Genomic DNA, 23622 nt, shown 5'->3' with positions numbered 1-23622 from the left:
CCGCGGCCGAGCCCGAGGACGCCAAGCCCGCCGACAAGCCGAAGACCGCCGCCGAACCCCAGGACACCGCGCCCCGGGGCAAGTCGGCGACCACCGACGAACCTCAGGACGCCAAGCCCGACGCAACCGGCGCAACCGACGCCCCCCAGGACGCCGCGCCCGAGGGCAAGACCGCCACCACCGGCGAACCTCAGGACGCCGAACCCGAGGACGCCAAGCCCGCCGGCAAGCCGAAGTGGGCGGTCGAGGACCGGGATGCCGAGGCCGGGTCGGCGGACAGGGACGCCGGCTCCGACGACGACGGCGAGGAGACCCCGAAGGGGCCGCCCGCGTCTGACAACGATGGCCGCACGGGTGGTGCGGACGGGAAATCGGACGGCGGCGACGGCAGGGCCAAGCCCGCCGTCGACCAGCCCACGACCATGCTCAAGGCCCCCCGCCCCCCGCAGGTCGACCAGCCCACCACCACGCTCAAGCTGGGCGGCGGCACCGCGCCCAAGCCCAAGTCCCCCGAGGCCGACGCCGAACGCACCAGCAAGTTCGTCGCCCTCAAGTCGGACATAAAGCAGGGCCCGAAGCCGGAGGCCGGGCCCGGGCCCGCCTCGACCACCCGCACCACCGTCCTGCCCCAGGTCGGCCCCGAGCGCACCACCCAGCAGCCGCTCCCCCCGAAGCCCCCGCTGGACCTGCTGGCCGAGCTGACCAACACCCCTCCGCCGCCGGAGACCCCGGCCCGGACCCTCTTCCGCCGGGTCAAGATCTGGACGCCGCTCGTCATCGTCCTGCTGATCGTCTTTGCGGTCGTACAGACGCTGCGTCCGCTCCCGCAGCCCACCCTCGACCTCACCGCGAAGGACACGTACACCTTCGCCGGCGGCACGACGGACATGCCGTGGCCGGCCGACGGCCAGGCCGCCCTCGACGTCCAGGGCATCGGGACGTTCGGCTCCTCCGGCGCCCAGAAGCCGGTGCCGATCGCGAGCGTCGCCAAGGTGATGACCGCGTACATCATCCTGCGCGACCACCCCCTGAAGAGCGGCGCCGCCGGCCCGAAGATAAAGATCGACCAGGCGGCCCAGGACCAGGCGAACGCCGGCCAGGAGTCGACCGTCGACGTGACGGCCGGCGACTCGATCACCCAGCGCGAGGCCCTGGAGTCCATCCTGATCGCCTCGGCCAACAACGTGGCCCGCCTGCTGGCCCGTTGGGACGCCGGCTCCGAGAAGTCGTTCGTGGCGAAGATGAACGCCACCGCCAAGAAGCTCGGCATGACCAACACGACGTACACGGACCCGTCGGGGCTCACGAACTCCACCGTGTCCACCGCCGTGGACCAGGTGAAGCTGGCGAAGGCCGCGATGGCGAGCGAGCCGTCCTTCCGCGAGGTCGCCGCGATGATGTCGTACGACGACTACAAGGGCGTCAACCACTCCAACTGGAACCAGCTGGTCGGCCACAACGACGTCGTCGGCATCAAGACCGGCACCACCACCTCCGCCCTCGGCAACCTGGTCTTCGCCGCGAAGAAGACGGTCGGCGGCGAGACCCGCACGGTCATCGGCGCGGTGATCCGGCAGCCGGCCAACGCCAGCAACGACAACAGCATCCTCAAGGCCGCCCTCAACGCCGGCGACGCACTGATCCGGGCGGCCCAGGGCGCGCTGAAGGGGGCGACGATCTACAAGAAGGGCGACGTCGTCGGGTACGTGGACGACGGGCTCGGCGGCCGTACCCCGGTCGTGGCGACCGAGGACGTGACGGCCGTCGGCTGGTCGGGGCTGAAGGTGAAGCTGTCGTTCGCCCCGGACGACGTGCCGCACACCGCGAAGGCCGGCACCAAGGTCGGCACCCTCACCGTGGGTGACGGCTCCGGCTCCGCCGTCCAGGTGCCGGTCGCCCTGGAGAAGGACCTGGCCGAGCCCGGGTTCACGAGCAAGCTGACCCGCCTCGGCTGACCCATAACCGGCATTCCGTCACCGCACCCCGCCGATGGCGGCCCACCCCAGGGCCCCGCGGCGGGGTGCGTGCTAGCGTCGCGAATCGGGGCAGGTCGCCGGTCGCCGGGACACGGCCGCGAACTGGACGGAAAGCGGCCGCCAACACCGTGGAACACGGCCGGTAACAGAAGACGGGACACGGGGAGTGCCTTCAGGTGGCCACAGCGGAGCCGACACGCGCCGACGACGCCGATCCGGGCCCGGTAGCCGGCCCGCGAATAGCCCTGCCGACGGCAGGCGCGGACGACACGGAGCGTAAGACAGGCAACAGGCTGCTGCGGGCCGCCGAGCCGCTGCGCGGACGGCTGCTGCGCCACCCGGTGCTGTCGGTCACCGCCCTCTCCGGCATCCTGCACATCATCTGGTTCTTCACGTTCGCGAACAGCGGCGGGGATCTCGCGGCACAGGACGCCTGGGCCGAGTTCGTCGGCCGGCACCCGGACTCGGCGTACAACCTCGCCTGGTACGGCGGCATGCACCCGGTGTCGTACAGCGTGGTCTCGCCGTACCTGATGTCGCTGATCGGCGTCCGTACGACGATGATGCTCGCCGGCACCGTCTCGGCCGGGCTGCTCACCCTGCTCCTCATCCGCAGCCGCGCGGTGAAGAACCCCCTGTGGGCGGCGCTCGCCGGGGTGTTCGCGCTGATCTGCAACGCGCTGTCCGGGCGGGTCACCTTCGGGCTCGGCACGATGTTCGCGCTGGCCTCGGTCGGGGCGGTGTTCTGCTGGCCGTACCGCTGGCGGTACAAACGGTGGGCGAAGGCGCTCGTCGCCGCGCCGCTCGCCGCGCTCGCCACCATGTCCTCGCCCGTGGCCGGGCTCTTCGTCGGCCTGGTGGCGGTCGCGCTGTTCCTGCAGAAGCGGCGGCCGGGCGCCTGGGCGCTGGGCCTGGCGCCCGCGGCCGTGGTGGCGGTCTCCGCCTGGCTGTTCCCGTTCTCCGGCACCCAGCCGATGGGCTTCGGCTCGGTGATCATGCCGCTCACGTACGGGTTGCTCTGCCTCTTCCTGGTGCCGAAGGAGTGGAAGACGGTCCGGCTGACGGCGGCCGTGTACAGCCTCGGCGTGGTGCTGGTGTGGCTGGTCAGCTCGCAGATCGGCTCCAACATCTCGCGGCTGCCGATGCTGTTCGCGGGCGTGGCGCTGATCGCGGCCCTCCCGTACACGGTCCCGCGCTCGCGCAAGTACTACACGGTCGTCCTCGCCTTCCTGGGCGCCTGCGGCTGGATCAGCTTCAAGTCGGTCGACGACATCGTCCACACGACCCCGGCCGCGTCCTGGGCCCGCGAGCTCGCCCCGCTCGTCCACCAGCTCCAGCAGGTCGGCGCCGAGAAGGGCCGCGTCGAGGTGGTCCCGGCCCGCTCGCACCGCGAGGCCTCCGCGCTCGCGCCGTACGTCAACCTGGCCCGCGGCTGGAACCGCCAGGCCGACATGGAGCGCAACCCGCTCTTCTACGACGACACCCTCAACTCCGCGAACTACCACGAGTGGCTGCAGCGCTGGGCCGTGCACTTCGTCGTCGTACCGAAGGACCAGCCCGACGGCGACGGCGGCGGGGAGCGGGAGCGGGCGCTGGTGCAGCGCGGGATGCCGTACCTGAAGCAGGTCTGGGGCGACGCCAACTGGCAGCTGTTCCGGGTGACCGACCCGGTGCCGCTGGCCGAGCCCGACGCGGTGGTGGACAGCGCGGAGCAGGGCGAGCTGACCATCGAGGTCCGCAAGGCCGGGCGGATCCTGATCCGGATCCCGTACTCGCCCTGGCTGAGCATCGTCGACGCGGACGGCAAGAGCCTCAAGGCGCCCCAGGAGACCAAGGCCTCCAAGCACCGGGCCGACGGCGAGCCGAAGACGTACGCCAACGTCAACGGCTGCCTGATGGAGACGCCGGAGGACGCCACGGGGGACAAGTGGACGATGCTGCTGGCGCCGAAGGCCGGGACCTACCGGCTGGCCGCGCCGTACCAGCTGCCGCGGGGCACGCCCTGCCCGGACGAGCTGAAGTGACCGGTCCGCGCACCGACATGACGGTCTGATTGACAGATGGTTTGGGGTGGGTTGACTCTCTGAGTCAACCCACCCCGACTCTTTATATAGCCAGCTCGGAGCAGTGATCCACGAGGCCATCGAGGCCTGACGCGACTCCCGTTCGGGCATTTTCTTTACTTTTTACTTGACTCTCAATGACGGGCTCAGTTGACTGAATGGCGTTGATTCGTCGGCCGAGGAGGCAGCGCAGTCATGGGGGACGAGACGTTAGGGATAATCCTGGCGGGAGGCCGGGGCGAACGCGCCAAGCCGCTCACCCTCGCCTCCTCGGACTACATCCGCAGCAAGGCCCTCATCCCGTTCGCCGGCCGGCCCGTCGTCGAGTGGCTCGTCGAGAACTGCCGGGACCAGGGCATCCGCCGTTTCCACGTGGTCGCCCAGGGCGCCGAGAACCACAGCCAGATCAGGCTCTTGCTGGGCCGCGGCGAGCGGTTCGGCGTCGAGATCCACTACTCCCGGGCCCGGCTCGACCGCTACAACGTCGGCTCGGGCGCCGCCACCCTGCACAACCTCGAACGGTGGGACCTGACCGGCCGGGCCCTGGTCATGCCCGTCGACTCCGTCTTCGAGTTCTCGCTCCCCCTGCTGACCGACGCGCACGACGCCGCCGACGCCGTCGTGACCGTCGCCTCCGTCGCCCGCACTGCCGAGGAGATCGCCGGCAAGTACGGCGTCATGCAGACGTCCGCGGACGGCACCGTCTCGGGCTTCCTGGAGAAACCCGACCTCGACCGCATCCACCGCCTGTTCCCCGAGACATCGTTGCCAGGGGCCCGCTTCACCCTGCCCACCAACGCGGGCATGTACCTCGTCGACTGCGGGCGCCTGCGGCTGGCCGCCCGCACCCCCGAGATGATCCGGCTCGCCCAGCAGCGCCTCGACTGGGGCGGCGACCTGCTGCCCTGGCTGGTCCGGCGGGGGCTGCCGGTCACGGCCGCACGCATCGACCGGCTCGGCGACCTGGGCAGCATCCCGGACTACCTGGCCACCCTCGGCGACGTGCTGCGCGGCCGCTACCCGTGGATGAGCCGGGCCATGGGCGCGCCGGTGAGCACCGACCCGCCGTACTGGATCCACGAGTCGAGCCTGCGCACCAAGGACAGCGTGCACGGCACGACCCTCGCCCAGAAGATCTCCGAGGGCAGCGTGGTGCTCGGCCCCGCCGTGCGCATCGGGCGGAACGCCGAGATCGGCCCCGGCGTGAAGCTGCGGTACACGGACGTCGGCGACGACGTCGACATCGACGAAGGGGCCCGGCTCAGCCGGTCGGCGATCGGCGACGGCGCCGTCGTCGGGCCGTACGCCCGCGTCACCGACTCGTACGTGGGGCCCATGGCGCAGGTGCACTCCCTGCGCGACGACCCCGTCCGGCTCGTCCACTCGGCGATCGGCGAGGCCGCCGACCTGCGTCCCGGCACCCGGCTCTCGGGGGTGAGCGTCTACCCGCGGCTGCGGGTCCCCGCCGTCACCGGACTGCCCACCGGCACCCACCTGACCAGCTCCGACGACATCCTGCGCTGGATCTGACCGGATCCGGCCCCGTCCCGACGCATCCCCGACGCATCCACCTGCTCCTTCCCGCACCCCAATCGTCCGGCTCGTCTACAGCCTGGGGAGTTTTCTCGATGGACAGCCCGATCGCAGTCATAGGAGGGACCGGCCGGGTCGGCCGGCTCGTCACCCGCCGGTTGCTGGCCCGCGGCGAGACCGTCCGGGTCATCGGCCGCAGCACCCAGCGCGCCCGGCGGCACATGCCCGCGCAGGCGCAGTACTTCACGGCCGACGTACGCGACCCCGGCACACTCCGTACCCCCCTGCACGGGTGCGGAGCGGTCGTCTACGCCGTGGAGCCGGGCACCGACGCGGCCGGCCCGGACAGCCCGGAGTCGACCCTGCACGGCGGCGTCCGCCACGTCCTCGACGCCCTGGGCGCGGCCGCCCCGGCCGACCGGCACTTCGTGCTCGTCAGCCAGCGGCACGTCACCCGCCGCGACCACCCCATGAACGCCTACGGCAGGATGCTGGACTGGCGGCTGGCCGGCGAGGACGCGGTCCGCTCCTCGGGCCTGCCCTACACGGTGATCCGGCCGGGCTGGCTGACCGACGACCCCGGCCACGGCGTGCTGCACCTGGAGCAGGGCGACGTCGGCGACGGGTACGTGGCCCGCGGGCATGTCGCCGAGGCGTGCGTCCGGGCGATCGGCTCGCCCGCCGCGCACGGCGTGACGTTCGAGATGCGCAGCGAGGCCGGGCCGTCGTCCGGTCCCGTGCCCTGGGACGAGCTCTTCGCCGGGCTGCGCGCCGACGCCCCGGCCGGGACCAGGGCGGTGTTCGCATGAGCGCCCCGACCGAGGCCCAGGGCCAGCCGACCGACACCCCGACCACGGATCCCGCGAACGAGTACATGACGCTGCCCGCCGACCAAGCCCCCGACACCCTCGACCTCGTCCAGCCGGGGGTCACCCCGGGCCACCCGCAGCCGCTGGGCAGCACCGTCGACGCCGAGGGGGTCAACTTCTCGATCTTCTCCGAGCACGCCACCCGGGTCGACCTGCTGCTCTTCGAGCACTGCGACAGCCCGCAGCCCTACCGGACCGTCCGGCTGCGCCCCGAGCGGCACCGCAGCTTCCACTTCTGGCACTGCCATGTGCAGGGGCTCGGCGCCGGCCAGGTCTACGCCTACCGCATCGACGGGCCGCGCGACCCGGTCGCGGGGGGCAGCCGCTTCGACCACCGCAAGGTGCTGGTCGACCCCTACGCCCGCGCCAACGTCAACAGCCGCTGGGAGCGGACCCGCGCGATCGGCCCCGGGGACAACGTCGAGCACTCCATGCGCAGCCTGGTGGTCGACCTGGACGACTACGACTGGGAGGGCGACACCCCGCTGCGCACCCCGATGGCGGACACCGTCGTCTACGAGATGCACGTCCGCGGCTTCACCGCCTCGCCGACCTCCGGTGCGGACCGCCCGGGCACCTTCACGGCCGTCATCGACAAGATCCCGCACCTGAAGGAACTCGGCGTGACCGCGGTGGAGCTGCTGCCGGTCTTCGACTTCGACGAGACCCAGGTCCTGCGCACCGGACCGGACGGGACGGCGCTGCGCAACTACTGGGGCTACGACCCGTACGGATTCTTCGCCCCGCACACCGGCTACTGCTCCAGCCCCCATCTCGCCACCCACATCACCGAGTTCCGCGACATGGTGAAGGCGTTCCACAAGGCGGGCATCGAGGTCATCCTCGACGTGGTCTTCAACCACACCAGCGAGGGCAACGAGTTCGGGCCGACGATCAGTTTCCGGGGCGCGGCGAACGAGGCCTACTACCACCTGTGGCCGCAGGACCGCTCCCACTACATGGACTTCACGGGGTGCGGCAACGCGATCAACGCCAACCACCCCATCGTCACCAAGTTCATCCTGGAGTCCCTGGAGTACTGGGTCTCCGAGCACCACGTCGACGGCTTCCGCTTCGACCTCGCCTCGGAGCTGTCCCGCGGCCCGATGGGCTACGAGATGGCGGTGCCGCCCGCGCTGTGGGCGATAGAGCTGTCGCAGGTCCTGGCCGAGACGAAGATCATCGCGGAGCCCTGGGACGGCGGCGGGCTCTACCAGGTGGGCCGCTTCCCGGGGAAGCGCTGGGCACAGTGGAACGGCCCCTTCCGGGACGACGTACGGCGGTTCGTGCGCGGTGACGCGGGCATCGCCGGCGAGGTCGCCTCCCGGCTCGGCGGCTCGGCCGACCTGTTCGCGCCGCAGGAGGAACTGCCCACCAACAGCATCAACTTCGTGACCTGCCACGACGGCTTCACCCTCAACGACCTGGTCAGCTACAACACCAAGCACAACCACGCCAACGGTGAGGCGGACGCCGACGGGACGAACGAGAACTACAGCTGGAACTGCGGCTCCGAGGGCCCCTCGGACGACCCGGAGGTCGAGGGGCTGCGGGTGCGGCAGATCAAGAACCTGCTGTCGGTCCTCATGCTCAGCCGCGGCGTCCCGATGCTCCTGGCCGGGGACGAGTTCCGCAACAGCCAGGCCGGCAACAACAACGGCTACTGCCAGGACGGCCCGCTCTCCTGGCTCGACTGGGACCAGGCCGGCAAGGAGCGGGAGACGCTCGGGTTCACCCGGGACGTCATCGGGCTGCGCAAGCGCTACCGCACCTTCCGTGAGCCGCAGTTCTTCTCCGAGCGGCTCAACCCGCGTCTCCTGCCGGACATCACCTGGCACGGCACGCGACTGCACCAGCCGGGCTGGGAGAACCCCGACGCCCACGTCCTGGCCTGCACCTACGGCGGTTTCGACGGTGACCCGGACCTGCACCTGATCCTCAACATGTACCACCTGGGCCTCGAATTCGAGCTGCCCGAACTCCCCGGCCACCGCTGGCACCGCGTCCTGGACACGGCCCGGCCGGCGCCGTACGAGATCCTCCCGCCCGGAGCGGAGGAGCCGGTCGACGGTCCCACCTATCACGCCCAGGGCCGCAGCGTCGTGCTGCTGGCGGCCCTGCCCGACGAGAAGGGCACGCGACGATGAGCGCACTCTCCCAACGACGCATCACCTCCGACACCCTGGCGGGGTACGTCACCCACTACAGCCCCACAAGGCGCATGTTCGGCCTGCGCAGCCCGGACGGGCGGGAGTTCACGGTCCACCTGACCCACAACGCCGTCTCCCGCATCGTCCGCAACCTCGGCGACTCCTACCGCGACACCACGGCCCAGACCGTCGACATGCTGGCCGAGGGCCGGTTCCTGTTCGCGTACGGGATCCTCTACGAGTGGGAGGGCGGCTCCCGCTTCGACGCCAAGGAGATCACCTTCCCGGAGGAGAGCCGCGGTCAGTACGTCTTCGAGCACCCGAACTGGTGGGTGCAGCAGGCCGCCGCCATCGCCGACTTCTACCTGCGCGGCCAGTTCCCCGACGGGAACTACGACTGGCGCGACTTCCGCACCCACCTCACCCTCAGCGGCACCCACTTACCGGACTTCCACGGCCAGGACGTGCGCCAGGAGACCGACACCATCTCCCGGCTGGTGTACGGGCTGGCCACGGCCTACCTGCTGACCGGCGAGGACCGCTTCCTGGAGGCGGCCGAGTCCGGCACCGAGTACCTGCGCGAGCACATGCGGGTGGACGACCAGGCGGACGGGATCACCTACTGGTACCACGGCATCGACATCACGCCGGGCGGCCACCGGCCGGTCTTCGCCTCGGAGTTCGGGGACGACTACGACGCGATCCCGATGTACGAGCAGATCTACGCGCTGGCCGGCCCCACCCAGACCTTCCGGATCACCGGCGACCCGAAGATCCTGAACGACATCGACCGCACGGTCGCCCTGTTCCAGAAGTACTTCCGCGACCCGGTCGAGGGCGGGTTCTTCTCGCACCTGGACCCGATCGCCCTGGACCCGGGCGCCGACTCGCTGGGCCGCAACCGGTCCCGCAAGAACTGGAACTCCGTCGGCGACCACGCCCCCGCCTACCTGATCAACGCCTACCTGGCGACCGGCCGCGCGGACTTCGCCGCCCTGCTGGAGGAGACCGCGGACACGATCGTCAGGCGGTTCCCGGACGAGCCCAACTCCCCCTTCGTGCAGGAACGGTTCCACGCCGACTGGAGCCCGGACCGCACCTGGGGCTGGCAGCAGGACCGCGCGGTGGTCGGCCACAACCTGAAGATCACCTGGAACCTCACCCGCATCAAGGCCCTGCACGACAAGCCGGAGTACCTCGCCACGGCGGAGCGGATCGCCGAGCTGATGCCCGCGGTGGGCAGCGACGGGCTGCGCAGCGGCTGGTACGACGTGGTGGAGCGGCAGCCCGACCCGGACAGCGGCATCCACCGCATGGTCTGGCACGACCGCAAGGCCTGGTGGCAGCAGGAGCAGGCGATCCTCGCCTACCTCATCCTGGCCGGCACCACCGACGACCCCGAGCACCTGCGGCTGGCCCGCGAGGCGGCGTCGTTCTACAACGCGTACTTCCTCGACTACGGGGACGGCGGCGTCTACTTCAACGTCCTCGCCAACGGCATCCCGTACCTGCTGGGCACCGAGCGGCTCAAGGGCAGCCACGCGATGGCGGGCTACCACGCGCTGGAGCTCTGCTACCTGTCGGCCACCTACACCGGTCTGCTGCTCGGCAACGACCCGGTGACCCTGCACTTCCGGCCGCGCCCGGACGACCTCCCGGAGCGGCTGCTGCGGGTGGCGCCTGACCTGCTGCCGGCCGGTTCGGCGGAGCTGACCCGGGTGTGGGTGGACGGGCAGCCGTACCAGAACTTCGACGCCAAGGACCTCACCGTACGGCTGCCCGAGGGCACGGAGCCGGTGCGGGTGCGGGTGGAGCTGGAGCCCGCCCAGATGCGGCTGCGGATGCGCAGCGAGTTCGACGGCGGCACCGCGCACATCAGCTGCCGCGGCGTGATCGACGCCGCCGAACTGGGCAAGTTCCGCCGGATCCTCGGCGAGGTCATGGCGGCCACCCCGCAGCGGGTGGAGTTCCACCTGTGCGAGACCAGCGAGATGTGCCGGTCCGCCATCAACGAGCTGCTGTTCCAGCGCACCAAGGCGGGGCTCGACGTCGACTTCGTGATCGTGGGCTGCGCCCTGCCCGAGGTCGCCGACGCACTGCTCGCCACGGACGCCTTCCTGCTGGAGGGTGGTGACGACTGCAACCATGAGTGATCTCGCCACCATCGCACTCCCGTTACCGTCCGTGCGTACCCCGGGTGCCCCGCCCGGTGCCCGCGACCTGCCGGCCTACTGCGGCGAGCTGTTCGACCAGTTCACCCGGGCCGACCAACGGCGCTGGGGGGAGGTCTACCTGCGCGGCCTGCTGGCCGTGCCCGGCCGCAAGACACCGGCCCGGATCACCGAACAGGTGCTGGGGCGGCGGGCGGTGCAGCAGATCCAGCAGTTCGTGAACCAGAGCCCCTGGGCGTCCGCGCCGGTGCGCGGCCGCCTGGCCGGGCGGATGGTCCGGGCCTTCCGGGCCGAGGCCTGGTCGGTCGACGAGGTCGTCTTCGCCAAGAACGGCGACCGCTCGGTCGGGGTGGCCCGCCAGTACGCGGCCTCCCAGGAACGCACCGTCAACTGCCAGCTGGCGCTGGCGACCTCGCTGGTGGGACACGCCGGCGGGGTCCCGGTGAACTGGCGGCTGGTGCTGCCGACCCGGTGGGACCGCGACGAGGGGCTGCGCGGCCAGGCCCACCTGCCGGAGCACGAGCGCTGCCGTCCGCGGTGGAGCTACGTGCTGGAGGCGCTCGACGAGATGCTCGACGAGTGGTCCCTGGAACCGCTGCCGGTGCTGGCCGACTGGCGGGGCGACGGGGACCCCGACCCCCTGCTGCGGGGGCTGGAGGCCCGGGGCCTCGGCTATGTGGTCCAGGCATCGCCGCACACCCCGGTGCTCCTCCCCCGCGGCCGGGCCCAGGGCACCGGCGGTACCCTGGCCGACCTCGCCGCGCACGCCGTCCGGCACACCGAACGGACGTCGGTGACCTGGCACGACCCGGTGACCGAACGCATGTGGCACTCGGAGTTCCTGACCGTTCCCGTGCTGCTGCGGGCCGAGCGCTCCCCGGAGGGCTGCCCGAGTGCCGCGCCCCGGGCGCGGATGCTCCTCGCGGACTGGCCCTACGGCCGGCCGCAGCCGCGGGCGTACTGGCTGACCAACCTGCCGGTCCGGCGGCTCGCGGAGATCGTGCTGCTGGCCCGGCTGCGCAGGTTCGCCGGTGAGGCGCTGGGCCGGATGCACGACGAGTTCGGCCTCGGCGACTTCGAGGGCCGCTCCTTCCGGGGCTGGCACCACCACGTGACGCTGGCCTCGGCCGCGCTCGGCTTCGACATGGTGCGCCAGCAGGCCGACGAGAGAGCCCTGAGCACCCCGCATGCCTGAACAGCGCCACCGGAACAGCCAAGACGGCCCCGTGCGGACACCTCCGCGCGGGGCCGCCGTGCGCTCACTTCTCCCAGCCGACCTTCGTGAAGTCGATGTCGCCGAGGCCCGGGACGCCGTAGTTGGCGAGGCCCTTGCGGACGGCGAGGATCTGGGGGCGCTGGTAGAGCTCGATGTCGTGGCCGAGCCGCCAGATCTGCGCGTCCGCCTCGTTGTAGAGGCGCTGCGCGGCCCGTTCGTCGAGGGTGCCGGCGGCGCGGTCCAGCAGCTCGTCCACCTGCGCGGAGCCGACCCGGCCGTAGTTCTCGAAGACCTGCCCGCCGGCCGGGCGCCGGTAGACGGCGTAGGCGGAGCTCGGGTACGTCAGCCCGGTGAACCGGAAGATGGCGAGGTCGAAGTTGCCCTTGTCGAGGTACTGCGGGCCGTAGGCGGTGGCGGGCACCTTCTCGATGTCGACGCGGACGCCGGCCTTGGCGAGCATCTGCTGGACGAGCTGGGCGAGGTCCTCGCCGAGCCGGTTGGTGCCCTCGCTCAGCACCAGGCGCAGGGTGAGGCTGCGGCCGTCCTTGACCCTCGGCTGCCCGGCGCCCCGGCTGCGCCAGCCCGCGCGGTCGAGGGCGCGCTCGGCGGCCTCGAGGTCGAAGCGGCCGTACGGGCCGGAGTCGTCGGCGTAGCCGGGCTGGTTGGTCATGTAGAAGTGGTTGCCGAGCAACGGCACCTTCACCGGCAGGCCCGAGGCCGCGACCTGGGCGAGCGCCGGGCGGTCCACGGCCTGCTGGAGGGCGTTGCGCACCGCCCGGTCGGCCAGCGGCCCGCTCGCGCCGTTCAGCGTGATGTGCACCTCGTCCCAGGCGGAGCCGACCCGGATGGCGGTGTCCTTCGCCTTGGCGAGCTGGGCGTAGGCCTCGCTGGTGGCGGCGTTGACGACGTCGACCTCACCGTTGAGGAAGGCCTGCAGGGCGGCGTCGGGGTCGAGGACGCGGAAGTCGATCCGGTCGAGCCGGGGCCGGGTGCCCCACCAGGCGGCGTCCGGGACGAGGGTGAGGGTCTGTGCGGTGCGGTCGACGGAGGCGAGCCTGAAGGGGCCCGCGGTGACCGGGAGCCGCCCCTGCCAGTCGGAGTCGAAGTGCTGCGGGCTGTCGTAGGCGACCGCCGGGAAGAGCGGAGTGAAGAGCCTGCGCCAGTCGGCGTACGGCTTCTTGAAGGTGACCTCGACCTCGTGCGCGTCGGCGCCCTGGCGGACGTCGGCGATACGGTCGTAGCCGCTCGGGTCGGCGACCAGGTACCGGTCGTCGCCGCCGCCGACCGCGTGCCACTGGGCGGCGAAGTCCCGCCAGCCCAGGGCCCTGCCGTCGGACCAGCGGGCCTTCGGGTTGAGCCGGTAGGTGACGACCGGGTGCGAGCCGGCGGTGGAGACGGTGGCGGAGGTCAGGTAGTCCGTGACGATCCGGGGGACGCCCTCGGCGTCGCGGGTGAAGAGCCGCGGCTCCGTCATCGTGTCGACGGTCCACACGTCGTCCAGGGCGCCGTCGACGTGGTTGAAGTTGAACTGCGTGATCATCTGTGTGATCGGCACGGTCAGGGTCCCGCCGGAGCGGAGGTCCCCGGACGGCAGGGCGTTGATGTCGTAGGTGCCGTAGGTCGGCAGCGCCTGGTGCCGGGAACCGTCGTGCCCGCCGGACGCGGTGCATCCGGTCGCCGTGAGGACGGTGAGCGCCCAGACGGCCACCCACGCGGGCCATCCCCGTAATCGCTCCACCTGTCAGCCTCTCCGGCGTCACGGAGCCGTCAACTGCCCTGATTGTCATGGGAATTGCGACGCCGGAGCTTAACATCACGATGTTTCCCTCAAATGAAGAGAAGGCAGACTCCCCTCCGTCAGGAGTGCCATGTTCTTCCTGGTCGCCAGGCGCCTGGTCCGCTGCGTCGTCCTGTTCCTCGTCTCCCTGGTCCTCTCCTACGCCCTCGCCTCGACCGCCCTCGATCCCCGCGCGTACTTCGAGGACCGCAGGCCCCCGCCGCCGGCCCGAGTCGTCGACCGCGAGCTGTCCCGGCTCGGCATGGACGACCGCGCCCCGCTGCCGGAGCGCTTCGCGCACTGGGCGGACCGCGCCGTCCACGGCGACCTGGGCCGCACCATCGACGGCGATCCGGTGAGCGCCGAGTTCGGCCGCCGGATCGGCGTGTCGGTACGGCTGCTGCTGGTGGGCACGGTGGCCGGTACGGCCGTCGGCACCCTGGCCGGGGTGTGGGCGGCGGTCCGGCGCGGCGGGCTCGGCGACCGGGCGCTGGCCGGGTTCTCCTTCGCGGTGCTGTGCGTGCCCACCTTCGTGCTGGCGCTGCTGCTGAAGACCGGGGCGCTCGCGGTCAACCGGGCCGCGGGCGGCACCGTCGTCAGGTACACCGGCGAGCACACCCCCGGGCTGCAGGGCGACTGGAGCGTCCACCTGCGGGACACGGCGGCCCACCTGGTGCTCCCGGCGCTCTGCGTGGCGCTCGCCGCGGTCGCCCTGTACAGCCGCTACCAGCGCGCCGCCACCCTGGACGTGCTCGGCGCGGACCACCTGCGCACCGCCCGCGCCAAGGGGCTCACCCCGGGCCGCGCGCTGCTGCGGCACGGGCTGCGGATCTCGCTGGTGCCGATGACGGTCTTCTTCTCCTTCGGCGTCCTCACCCTGGTCACCGGGGCCGTGTTCACCGAGCGGGTCTTCGGCTGGCCCGGCATGGGCAGCTGGCTGATCGACTCGGTGGAGAAGGGCGACGTGAACTCGGTGGTGGCGGTCGACGGCTTCGCCGCGGCCGTCGTCCTGCTGGCGGGGCTGGTCGCGGACGTCCTGCACGCGCTGCTCGATCCCCGGGTGCGGGAGCCGTGAGAGCGGGGCGGCGGGGGCGGGCCGTGCTCGGCCGGCTGGCCCGGCACCCGGGGGCGCTGTGCGGGCTCGCGCTGCTGCTGGCCCTGGTGGTGCTCGCGGTCGCGGGGCCGTACGTGTGCCGGTGGTCCGCCACGGACGTCGACTACACCGCGCTGCGGCGGCCGCCGGACGCGCGGCACTGGATGGGCACGAACCGGATCGGACAGGACGTGTTCGCCCAGGCCGCGCACGGGCTGCGGAAGTCGCTGCTGATCGGGGCGCTGGTGGCCGCGGTCGCCACCGGGCTGGCGGCGGCGGTGGGCGCCTGCGCGGGCTACTTCGGGGGCTGGACCGACCGGTTGCTGATGTTCGCGGCGGACCTGCTGCTCGTGCTCCCCGGCTTCCTGGTCCTCGTGGTGCTCGCGCCGCGGCTGCGGCGGTGGGGCTGGCTCGCGCTGGCCGGGCTGCTCGCCCTGCTGGGCTGGATGGTCACCGCACGGGCGGTGCGCGGCATGACCCGCTCCCTGAAGGAGCGGCAGTTCGTCGTGGTGGCGGGGCTGATGGGGGTCGGGCCGGTGCGGATCATCTGGCGGCACGTGCTGCCGCACCTGGCGTCGTTCCTGATCACCGACGCGACGGTCACCGTGGCCGGGGCGGTGGTCAGCGAGGCCGGGCTGTCCTACTTCGGCTTCGGCGTCCAGCCGCCCGACGTCTCCCTGGGCACGCTGATCGCGGACGCGTCCGACGTGGCCCTGGTGTATCCGTGGATGTTCTTCTTCCCGGCGGGCCTGCTCATCGCGTTCGTCCTGGCCCTCAGCCTCCTGGGCAACGCCCTGCGCGACGCCCTGGACCCCACGACGGTACGGCCCGCCGGGCCGCCTCGCGGTGCCGTGTCGGGGCTCGCGTGACGAGCGCGGGTCCGGCGGCGCACGGACCGGCGGGCCCGGTCCTTGACGTGCGCGGTCTGACGGTCGCCTTCGGGGGCGGACGGCGGCGGCCGCCCGTTCCCGTGGTGCGCGGCGTGGACCTGGTGCTGCGCCCCGGTGAAGTACTGGGCCTGGTGGGCGAGTCCGGCGCCGGCAAGTCGCTCACCGCGCTGTCCCTGCTCGGCCTGGCCCCGCCCGGCGCCCGGGTGGGCGGTTCGGTACGGCTGCTGGGCGAGGAGCTGCTGGGCCGTCCGGAGCGGGAGCTGGCCGGCCTCCGGGGCCGCCGGATCGCGATGGTCTTCCAGGATCCGCTGCACGCCTTCACCCCCGTACTGCGCGTCGGCGACCAGATCGCGGAGGCCCTGCGCATCCACGAACGCCCGCGTCCGCGGCGCGAGACGGCGTTGCGGCGGGCCGTGGAGCTCCTGGACTTCGTGGGGGTGCCGCAGCCGTCCCGGGCCGCCCGCGCCCTCCCCCACCAGCTCTCCGGCGGAATGCTCCAACGGGCCATGATCGCGATGGCGGTGGCGAACCGTCCCGCGGTCCTCGTCGCGGACGAGCCGACCAGCGCGCTGGACGTCACTGTGCAGGCCCAGGTCCTCGAGGCGCTCGCGGCCGCCCGGCGGGAGACAGGGGCGGCGCTGCTCCTCGTCACCCACGACCTCGGCGTGGTCGCGGGCGCCGCGGACCGGGTCGCGGTCCTGTACGCGGGGCGGGTGGTGGAGACGGGCCCGGCGGAGGCGGTGCTCCGCCGCCCCCGGATGCCGTACACCCTCGGCCTCGTCGGTTCCGTACCCCGCCTCGACGCCCGCGTCCCGCCCACCCCGGTCCCGGGTACCGCCCCCGTCCCGGGCACCACCGGCCCGGGCTGCCCCTTCGCCCCCCGCTGCCCCCTGGCGGCACCGGACTGCCGCACGGCCGAACCCCCGCTCACGGGAGTGGACAGCCCCTCCCGCGCCGACACCTCGGCCCCCGACGCCCACACGGCGGCCTGCCGGAGGATCCCGGAGGTCCGCCGGCTGAGCGCGGCGGAGTTGTTCGGGCGGCCGCCGGGAACACCGGATCGGGGCGGTACGGCGGTCGCGCCGTCCGCACGCCCGCCCTCTCAGCCGCCTTCGCCTTCGGCGGCCACGCCGGACGGCGCAGACGCGGCCGCGGGCACCCCCGCCGACCTCGTGCTGTCGGTCTCCGGGCTCGGCCGGTCGTACCGGGCGCCGGGGTTCCGGCACCGCCGTGCCCCCGCCGTGCGGGCCGTCGAGTGGGTCGATCTGGAGGTGCGGCGCGGGGAGACGCTGGCGCTGGTCGGGGAGTCCGGGGCCGGGAAGAGCACGACGCTGCGGGAGATCGCCGCGCTGGCGGCTCCGCAGGCCGGGCGGGTGGAGGTGCTCGGGCGGGACACCGCGCTGCTCTCCCGGCGGGCGGCGCGCGAGCTGCGGACGGCGGTGCAGCTGGTGCCGCAGGATCCGGTGTCGAGCCTCGATCCGCGGATGCCGGTGGGTGACATCGTCGCCGAGCCGCTGCACGCCGCGCGGGTGCCGCCGGCCGTCGTCGCGGCGCGGGTGCCGCGACTGCTGTCCCAGGTGGGGCTGCGCCCGGCGGACGCCGACGGCTACCCGCACCAGTTCTCCGGGGGACAGCGGCAGCGCGTCGCCATCGCGCGGGCCCTGGCGGTCGGGCCCGCGCTGCTGCTGCTCGACGAACCGGTGTCCGCGCTGGACGTGTCGGTGCAGGCCGGGATCCTGGACCTGCTGCTGCGGCTGAAGCGGGAGCTGGGCCCGGCGTACCTGCTGGTCTCGCACGACCTCGCGGTGGTCCGGCAGCTCGCCGACCGGGTGTCGGTCATGTACGCGGGCCGCACGGTGGAGACGGGCGGCGTGGCCGAGGTGTTCGGGCGGCCGCGCCATCCCTACACCCGGGCGCTGCTCTCGGCCGTCCCGCTGCCGGATCCGGTCGCCGAGCGCTCCCGGCGCCGGATCGTGCTCCCCGCCGACCCCGGGCCGGGCCCGCGCGCCGCCGCCGGGTGCGGTTTCCGGGCCCGCTGCCCCGTCCAGGCCGTGCTCTCCGCCGCCGAGCGGCGGCGCTGCGCGGAGGAGGCACCGCGCGGGCGGACGGCAGGACCGGCCGCCCGCCACACCGTCTCCTGTCATTTCCCGTACGACGAGGGACCGGGTCCGGTCCGGCGGCCTTAGGGCGACCGCCGGACCGGACCCGGTCCCGTGCGACGTACGGGTGTGATCAGCAGCAACCACCACTCCCGCCGCTGGACGCGGCCATGCCCTCGTGCTGCGGACGGCTACCCGGGCCGGAATCGCTCAGCCACAGTCCCCCCGACACAAGACCACTGATCAGGACGACGATTGCAACGAGCGCGATTATTTTATTGCTCACGAAAATCCCCTCCCCTGAACAATAGAAGGTTGCGCCTTGACAGTTATAGTCAACATTAAATAACTAATACAGTCAAGTAGTTCCTTGCAAAATTAGCCATAAACAAACGGAATACCGCACACCACACAAGGCGCCCCCTAATGTGACCGGGGAAGTGCGCTGCAAAATGCGGTGGAGAGCCACTAAAAGATCACCGGAAGCCCATTGGGTAGATATCAACTTACTGGTAACATCGATCTGTCATCCCGACAGTCAAGTACTGCACCGAGGAGTTGGCATGGATCCACTCGGCAACGCGACGGCCGCAGGACTGGGCGAGCGCATCAGGGTGTTGCGCGGCAAACGTGGACTCAAGCAGCAGGACCTCGCCTCCGGTGAGATTTCGGCGAGCTACATCTCCCTGATCGAGTCGGGGAAGCGCGGCGCGCCGTCGGACTCGGTGCTCGCCGCGCTCGCCGAGCGCCTGGGGTGCTCCGTGGAGTACCTGCGCACCGGACGCGACGACCATGAACTGGAGGAGACCCGGCTGCGGCTGGCCTTCGGCGAGATGGCCCTGCGCAACGGCAGCAACGGCGAGGCCCTCCAGACCCTGAGCGACCTCCTGGCCAAGCCGTCCCTGCTGGACCCGTCGATGACCCGGCGCGCCCGCATCGCGCAGGCCTCCGCCCTGGAGAAGCTCGACCGGATCGAGGCCGCCATCACGATCCTGGAAGACCTCCAGCGCGACCCCGAACTGCCGCCCGGCTCCGCCGACTGGTGCACGGTGTCGGTCGCCCTGTGCCGCTGCTACCGCAACGCCGGCGACATCACGACGAGCATCGAGATCGCCGAGCGGGCCATGTCCCGCCTCGACGCCCTCGGCCTGGACGTCACCGTCGACCACGTCCAGCTCGGCGCCACGCTCATGGCGTCGTACCACATGCGCGGCGACCTCACCCGGGCCCAGCTGCTCGGCGTCCGGCTCCTCGACGCCGCCGAGAAGCAGGGGGCGCGGGCCGCACGGGGTGCCGTCTTCTGGAACGCGGGGCTCGTGGCCCGCTCCCGCGGCCAGCTGAACGAGGCGCTGGCCCTGGTGGAGCGGGCGCTGGCGCTGATGTCCGAGGACGACAACATCCGCCACGTCGCCATGCTCAAGATGAACTGCGGCTCGCTGCTCCTCCAGGTCGACCAGCCCGAACCGGCACGCGCCAAGCAACTCCTGGAGGAGGCCCAGCAGTTGCTGGCAGAGGTCGGCAACGCGCCCGAGCTGGCCCAGTGCGAGATCGGTCTGGCCGACGCGGACGCGATGCTCGGCAACTGGGACGAGGCCGCGGCCCACGCGGAGCGGGCCCTCGGCCTCACCGGCGCGGAGTCCCGCATCCAGGCGGTCGGCGCGCGCGCCACGCTCGCCGAGATCCATCTGCTGCGCGGCGACTACGAGCAGGCGGGCCAGTGCCTGCAGGCCGCGACCCGGCAGCTGCGCCAGTTCCCGCCGTCCCACCAGACCGCGCTCAACTGGCGGTACGTGGGAGACCTGTGGCGCCGCCAGGGCAACAGCACGGCGGCCCTGCAGGCGTACGACCAGGCGCTGTCGTCGGCCGGTCTGGCCCCGAACCGCGACCCGAGCACGTCCTTCACCGAGCAGGGCCGTTCCTGACCCGCTCCGCCCCGTTCCGCGCGCCACCTGAATTCCCCTTCCGGAACCGCCGTGAAATACCCGCACGGCTAAGAGAATTGAAAGTCCGTCGAGCACCGATTTCCCTGTTCCGGTTCGGTCCTTTCGCCGCCGGATTCGACGCGGGTCCGACGCCGGGGCCGACGCCGGGTCGAGCCGGGTCCGCCCCCGAGCCGCCCGCCCGGACCGACACCGAGCCGGCCGCCCGGTCGGACTCCGGGCCGGACAACCGGTCGCGCACCCGGGCCGGACGCCGAGCCGCACGCCCGGTCGGGCCCCCGCGCCGGCACCGGACCGGACGTGCGGGCCGGATGTCTGGTTCGGTGCCGGCCCGGGAGCCGGGGCCGGTGCGATGGCTCGCGGGTGGCCGGCCGTCAGTGTGGAGCGGCGGCCAGCCGGTGGATCGCGGCGAGCGGGACCGGCAGCCGGTCGGGGCGCAGCCGGGACTCGTACACGGCCTCGTAGACGGCCTTGTCCGCCTCGAAGGCGCGCAGGAGTACGGGGTGGCAGTCCGGGTCCTCGTGGCCGGCGGCCGCGTACCCGGCGACGAACGCGCGCCGGTTGCGCACCGCCCACGCGGAGGCGCGCCGGCGCCGCCGCAGCCGGGCCGCCGGCGAGGTCTCCGCCGGGTCGCCGTCCTCGACGGCGGCGAGCCCGGTACGGGCCGCGTAGTCGAAGGAGCGGAGCATGCCGGCGACGTCCTTCAGCACCGGCTGCGGGCGGGCGCGTTCGGCGGCGGGCTGGGCCGGCTCGCCCTCGAAGTCCACGACCCGCCAGCCGTCGTGGGCCCGGAGCGCCTGCCCCAGGTGCAGGTCGCCGTGGGTGCGCTGGACGTAGAGCGGGCAGCCGCGCCCGGCCACCCGGGCGCAGTCGTCGAAGAGGGCGCCGAGCCGTGCGGTGTACCGGGCGAGGGCCGGGACCTCCTCGGCGGCCTCCTTGAGACGCATGGTCATCCGGGCCGTCTCCTCGGCCACGTCCGCCACGGTCAGCCGGGTCCGCCCGAACGCCTCGGCCAGCGCGCCGTGCACGTCGGCGACGGCCCGGCCCAGGGCGGCCGCGTCCGCGGTAAAGCCGCCGCCGGCCGGTCCGCCGCGGCCGGTGCCGGCCACAGAGCCGGTGGCCTGCCGTACCGCCTCGGCCCAGCCCTCCCGGGCGTCCGGCAGGAACTCCTCGACGAGGCCCAGCACCAGGCCCTCCGCGCCGGGGGCGTCGCTGTGCACCGCTCCGTAGAGGTGGGGGGTGCGGGCGCAGTCCTGGCGGGTGAGCGCCCGCAGGGCCTCGACCTCGGTGTGCGGTCCCGGCTCCGGGCGGCGGAAGATCTTCAGCAGGACCCGGTCGCCGTAGGCCACGGAGGTGTTGCTCTGCTCCACCTGGAGCGGGCGGGGCACCAGGCCGACGGGCAGCGGATAGCGGGAGCTGCGCTCCAGGCGCGGCCCGTGCTCGGCGCCGCCGCCCGCCAGGGTGCGCAGCAGCAGGGCGAGCACGGTGCCGTCGGCCAGCGCGTCGTAGACCCGCCAGCCCCGCCAGGGGCCGGCCGGCACGGTGGCGATCGCGGCGGGGGCCAGCCGGTCGGGCAGGTCCGGACGCAGGCCCAGCAGAAGCTGGACGCGCAGCGGTCCGGCGGCGCCGTCCGCCGAGACCACGGCGTGCAGCAGCAGCGGGGGTTCGTCGCCGACCACCGAGGCCGCCTCGGCGGTCAGCGGGGCCCCGGCGTAGCGGGTGTCGAACCAGCGGCGGGCCGCCATCCACGGCCCGAGCGCGGGCAGCAGCGGCTGCAGGATCTCCGCCCTCGCCTCCGTACTCGCCGCCGTACTCGTCTCCGTCCTCGTGCCCGTCCTCATGACGCCTCCTCGGTCGTCAGTACGTGCGCGACCTGGTGGGCCGGGTCGAGGCGCACGTAAGTGGACTCGCCCCAGGCGTAGGCGGCTCCGGTGAGTTCGTCGCGGAGCTTGAGCGTGCCGTCGACGGGCAGGCCGAGGGCCGCCAGGTCGCAGGTCACGGTGGCCTCCTGGGTCCGGTGCGGATCCAGGTTGACGACGACCAGCACCACGTCGGTGCCGCCCTGGGGCAGCTCCACGTGCTTGGAGTAGGCGAGGATCTGGTCGTTGTCGGTGTGCTGGAGCCGCAGGTTGCGCAGTTCCTGGAGGGCCGGACGGGTCCGGCGGAGCCGGTTGAGCAGGGTGATCAGCGGGGCGATGGTCCGCCCCCCGGCCTCGGCGGCCGCCCAGTCGCGCGGCCGCAACTGGTACTTCTCCGAGGCGAGGTAGTCCTCGGTGCCCTCGGCCAGCGGGGTGTTCTCGCACAGCTCGTACCCGGCGTACACCCCCCAGCTGGGCGCGGCGGTCGCCGCCAGCACGGCCCGGACCTCGAAGGCGGCCCGGCCGCCGTGCTGGAGGTAGGCGTGCAGGATGTCCGGGGTGTTCACGAACAGGTTGGGCCGCAGGAAGTCGGCGCTGTCCCGGGAGAGTTCGGGCAGGTACTCGGTCAGTTCCCGCTTGGTGTTCTTCCAGGTGAAGTAGGTGTACGACTGCTGGAAGCCGGCCTGGGCCAGGGCGTGCACCATGGCCCGCCGGGTGAACGCCTCGGCCAGGAAGACCACGTCCGGGTCGCCGGCGTTGACCTCGGCGATCAGCCGCTCCCAGAAGTGCACCGGTTTGGTGTGCGGGTTGTCGACGCGGAAGATCCGGACGCCCTGTGCCGTCCAGTGCCGCAGGACGCGCAGCGCCTCGGCGTACAGGCCCTCGAAGTCGGTGTCGAAGTCGAGGGGGTGGATGTCCTCGTAGGTCTTGGGCGGGTTCTCGGCGTAGGCGACCGAGCCGTCCACCCGGTGGTGGAACCACTCGGGATGCGCGGTCACCCACGGGTGGTCCGGGGAGCATTGGAGGGCGAAGTCGATCGCCACCTCCAGGCCGAGGCCCCGGGCTGCGGTGACGAAGTACCGGAAGTCCTCCAGGGTGCCGAGGTCGGGGTGGATCGCGTCGTGGCCGCCCTGCCAGGAGCCGATGGCCCAGGGCGAGCCGACGTCGTCGGGGCCCGCGACGAGCGCGTTGTCCCGGCCCTTGCGGTGGGTGGCGCCGATCGGGTGGACGGGCGGCAGGTACACCACGTCGAAGCCCATCGCGGCGACGGCGGGCAGCCGGGCGGCGGCGGTCCGCAGGGTGCCGCTCACCGTCCGCCCGTCCGCCGTCACGACCGCGCCCTCCGAGCGCGGGAACAGCTCGTACCAGGACCCCACCAGGGCCCGCCGCCGCTCCACGCGCAGCGGCAACGGCCGGGAGGCGGTGACCAGTTCGCGCAGTGCGTAGCGGCCCAGGGCGGCCGTCACCCGGGGGTTGGTGACGGCCGCCAGCCGGGCCGAGGCCGGGCCCAGGGTGTCGCGGAGCGCGGCGACCGCGGCCCGGACCTCCTCCCGCCGGCCCCAGTCGGTGATGTCGTTGTCCCCGTGTGCCGCCCGTTCGTGCAGCAGCACGCCCTCGCGCAGGGTGAGTTCGGTGTCGACGCCGGCCGCGGTCTTCAGCGCGGCGTCCCGGCGCCAGGTGGCCAGGGGGTCGGCCCAGGCCTCGACCCGGAAGGTCCACAGGCCCTCGGCGTCGGGGACCACGGTGGCGCTCCAGCGGTCGGCGTCCGCGTCGACGAGGGTCATCGGCACCCGCCGGGCCGGGGCTCCCCCGGGGCCGCGCAGGACCACGTCCGCGGCGATCACGCCGTGGCCCTCGCGGAAGACGGTGGCCGTGATGTCGAGGTGCTCGCCGGTCACGGCCTTGGCGGGCAGTTCCCCGTCCCGCACCCGGGGGCGGACGTCGAGGACGGGGATGCGCCCGGTCACCGGTGTCATGATGATCGCT

The 23622-nt window shown here is 72.7% G+C and carries 14 protein-coding genes; 11 read left to right on the top strand and 3 right to left on the bottom strand.

Going from position 1 to position 23622, the window contains the following annotated elements:
• The 7 genes from ACZ4UV_RS35115 to ACZ4UV_RS35085 all read left to right on the top strand — a co-directional run.
• Nucleotides 1–1955, top strand: a 1955-nt coding sequence (locus ACZ4UV_RS35115; protein ID WP_467843504.1) for a serine hydrolase, incomplete at its 5' end; no start/stop codon positions are given.
• A 197-nt stretch (nt 1956–2152) separates the two neighbouring features.
• Nucleotides 2153–4000 carry an MFS transporter gene (locus ACZ4UV_RS35110; RefSeq protein WP_390049081.1) on the top strand — a complete coding sequence of 616 codons (1848 nt, stop codon included), beginning with the start codon at nt 2153–2155 and terminating at the stop codon, nt 3998–4000.
• Nucleotides 4001–4234: 234 nt separating this feature from the next.
• Entirely contained in the window at nt 4235–5569 is a 1335-nt protein-coding gene (locus ACZ4UV_RS35105; RefSeq protein ID WP_467843501.1) for a sugar phosphate nucleotidyltransferase, read from the top strand.
• 98 nt (nt 5570–5667) lie between these two features.
• Nucleotides 5668–6381 carry an SDR family oxidoreductase gene (locus tag ACZ4UV_RS35100; protein WP_451015928.1) on the top strand — a complete coding sequence of 238 codons (714 nt, stop codon included), beginning with the start codon at nt 5668–5670 and terminating at the stop codon, nt 6379–6381.
• Entirely contained in the window at nt 6378–8588 is a 2211-nt protein-coding gene (gene glgX / locus ACZ4UV_RS35095; protein ID WP_451015927.1) for a glycogen debranching protein GlgX, read from the top strand. Before ACZ4UV_RS35100 ends, glgX begins: the two co-directional genes overlap by 4 nt.
• Complete coding sequence (locus ACZ4UV_RS35090; RefSeq protein WP_451015926.1) at nt 8585–10744, top strand: AGE family epimerase/isomerase; 2160 nt, start codon at nt 8585–8587, stop codon at nt 10742–10744. The genes glgX and ACZ4UV_RS35090 overlap by 4 nt, the downstream gene beginning before the upstream one ends.
• Nucleotides 10737–11957, top strand: coding sequence for an IS701 family transposase (locus tag ACZ4UV_RS35085; protein ID WP_451015925.1), 1221 nt, complete (start codon nt 10737–10739; stop codon nt 11955–11957). The genes ACZ4UV_RS35090 and ACZ4UV_RS35085 overlap by 8 nt, the downstream gene beginning before the upstream one ends.
• 64 nt (nt 11958–12021) lie before the next feature.
• Here the strand turns inward: ACZ4UV_RS35085 and ACZ4UV_RS35080 are convergent, their stop codons facing one another.
• A complete protein-coding gene (locus tag ACZ4UV_RS35080) occupies nt 12022–13686 on the bottom strand; it encodes an ABC transporter family substrate-binding protein (protein WP_467843495.1) in 1665 nt (554 codons plus the stop codon).
• A gap of 160 nt (nt 13687–13846) precedes the next feature.
• Between ACZ4UV_RS35080 and ACZ4UV_RS35075 the strand changes: the two genes are divergently transcribed.
• The 4 genes from ACZ4UV_RS35075 (at nt 13847) to ACZ4UV_RS35060 (ending at nt 19759) form a co-directional block, all read left to right on the top strand.
• Nucleotides 13847–14830: an ABC transporter permease gene (locus ACZ4UV_RS35075; RefSeq protein ID WP_390049094.1), complete on the top strand. Its 984-nt coding sequence runs from the start codon at nt 13847–13849 to the stop codon at nt 14828–14830.
• Nucleotides 14827–15717: an ABC transporter permease gene (locus tag ACZ4UV_RS35070; protein WP_451015923.1), complete on the top strand. Its 891-nt coding sequence runs from the start codon at nt 14827–14829 to the stop codon at nt 15715–15717. Before ACZ4UV_RS35075 ends, ACZ4UV_RS35070 begins: the two co-directional genes overlap by 4 nt.
• Before the next feature lie 47 nt (nt 15718–15764).
• Complete coding sequence (locus tag ACZ4UV_RS35065) at nt 15765–17924, top strand: dipeptide ABC transporter ATP-binding protein (protein ID WP_467843490.1); 2160 nt, start codon at nt 15765–15767, stop codon at nt 17922–17924.
• Nucleotides 17925–18400: 476 nt separating this feature from the next.
• Complete coding sequence (locus tag ACZ4UV_RS35060; protein WP_451015921.1) at nt 18401–19759, top strand: helix-turn-helix domain-containing protein; 1359 nt, start codon at nt 18401–18403, stop codon at nt 19757–19759.
• A gap of 392 nt (nt 19760–20151) precedes the next feature.
• Here ACZ4UV_RS35060 and ACZ4UV_RS35055 read toward each other — a convergent pair whose 3' ends face one another.
• Complete coding sequence (locus ACZ4UV_RS35055; protein ID WP_451015920.1) at nt 20152–21618, bottom strand: maltokinase N-terminal cap-like domain-containing protein; 1467 nt, start codon at nt 21616–21618, stop codon at nt 20152–20154.
• The gene (locus ACZ4UV_RS35050; protein WP_451015919.1) at nt 21615–23612 is read right to left on the bottom strand and encodes an alpha-1,4-glucan--maltose-1-phosphate maltosyltransferase; all 1998 of its coding nucleotides are present in this window, start codon (nt 23610–23612) and stop codon (nt 21615–21617) included. The genes ACZ4UV_RS35055 and ACZ4UV_RS35050 overlap by 4 nt, the downstream gene beginning before the upstream one ends.
• Between the last annotated feature and the right edge of the window lie 10 nt (nt 23613–23622).

Source organism: Streptomyces sp. NPDC028289 (genome assembly GCF_055565975.1).
This window is presented reverse-complemented; position numbering and strand designations above follow the sequence as displayed.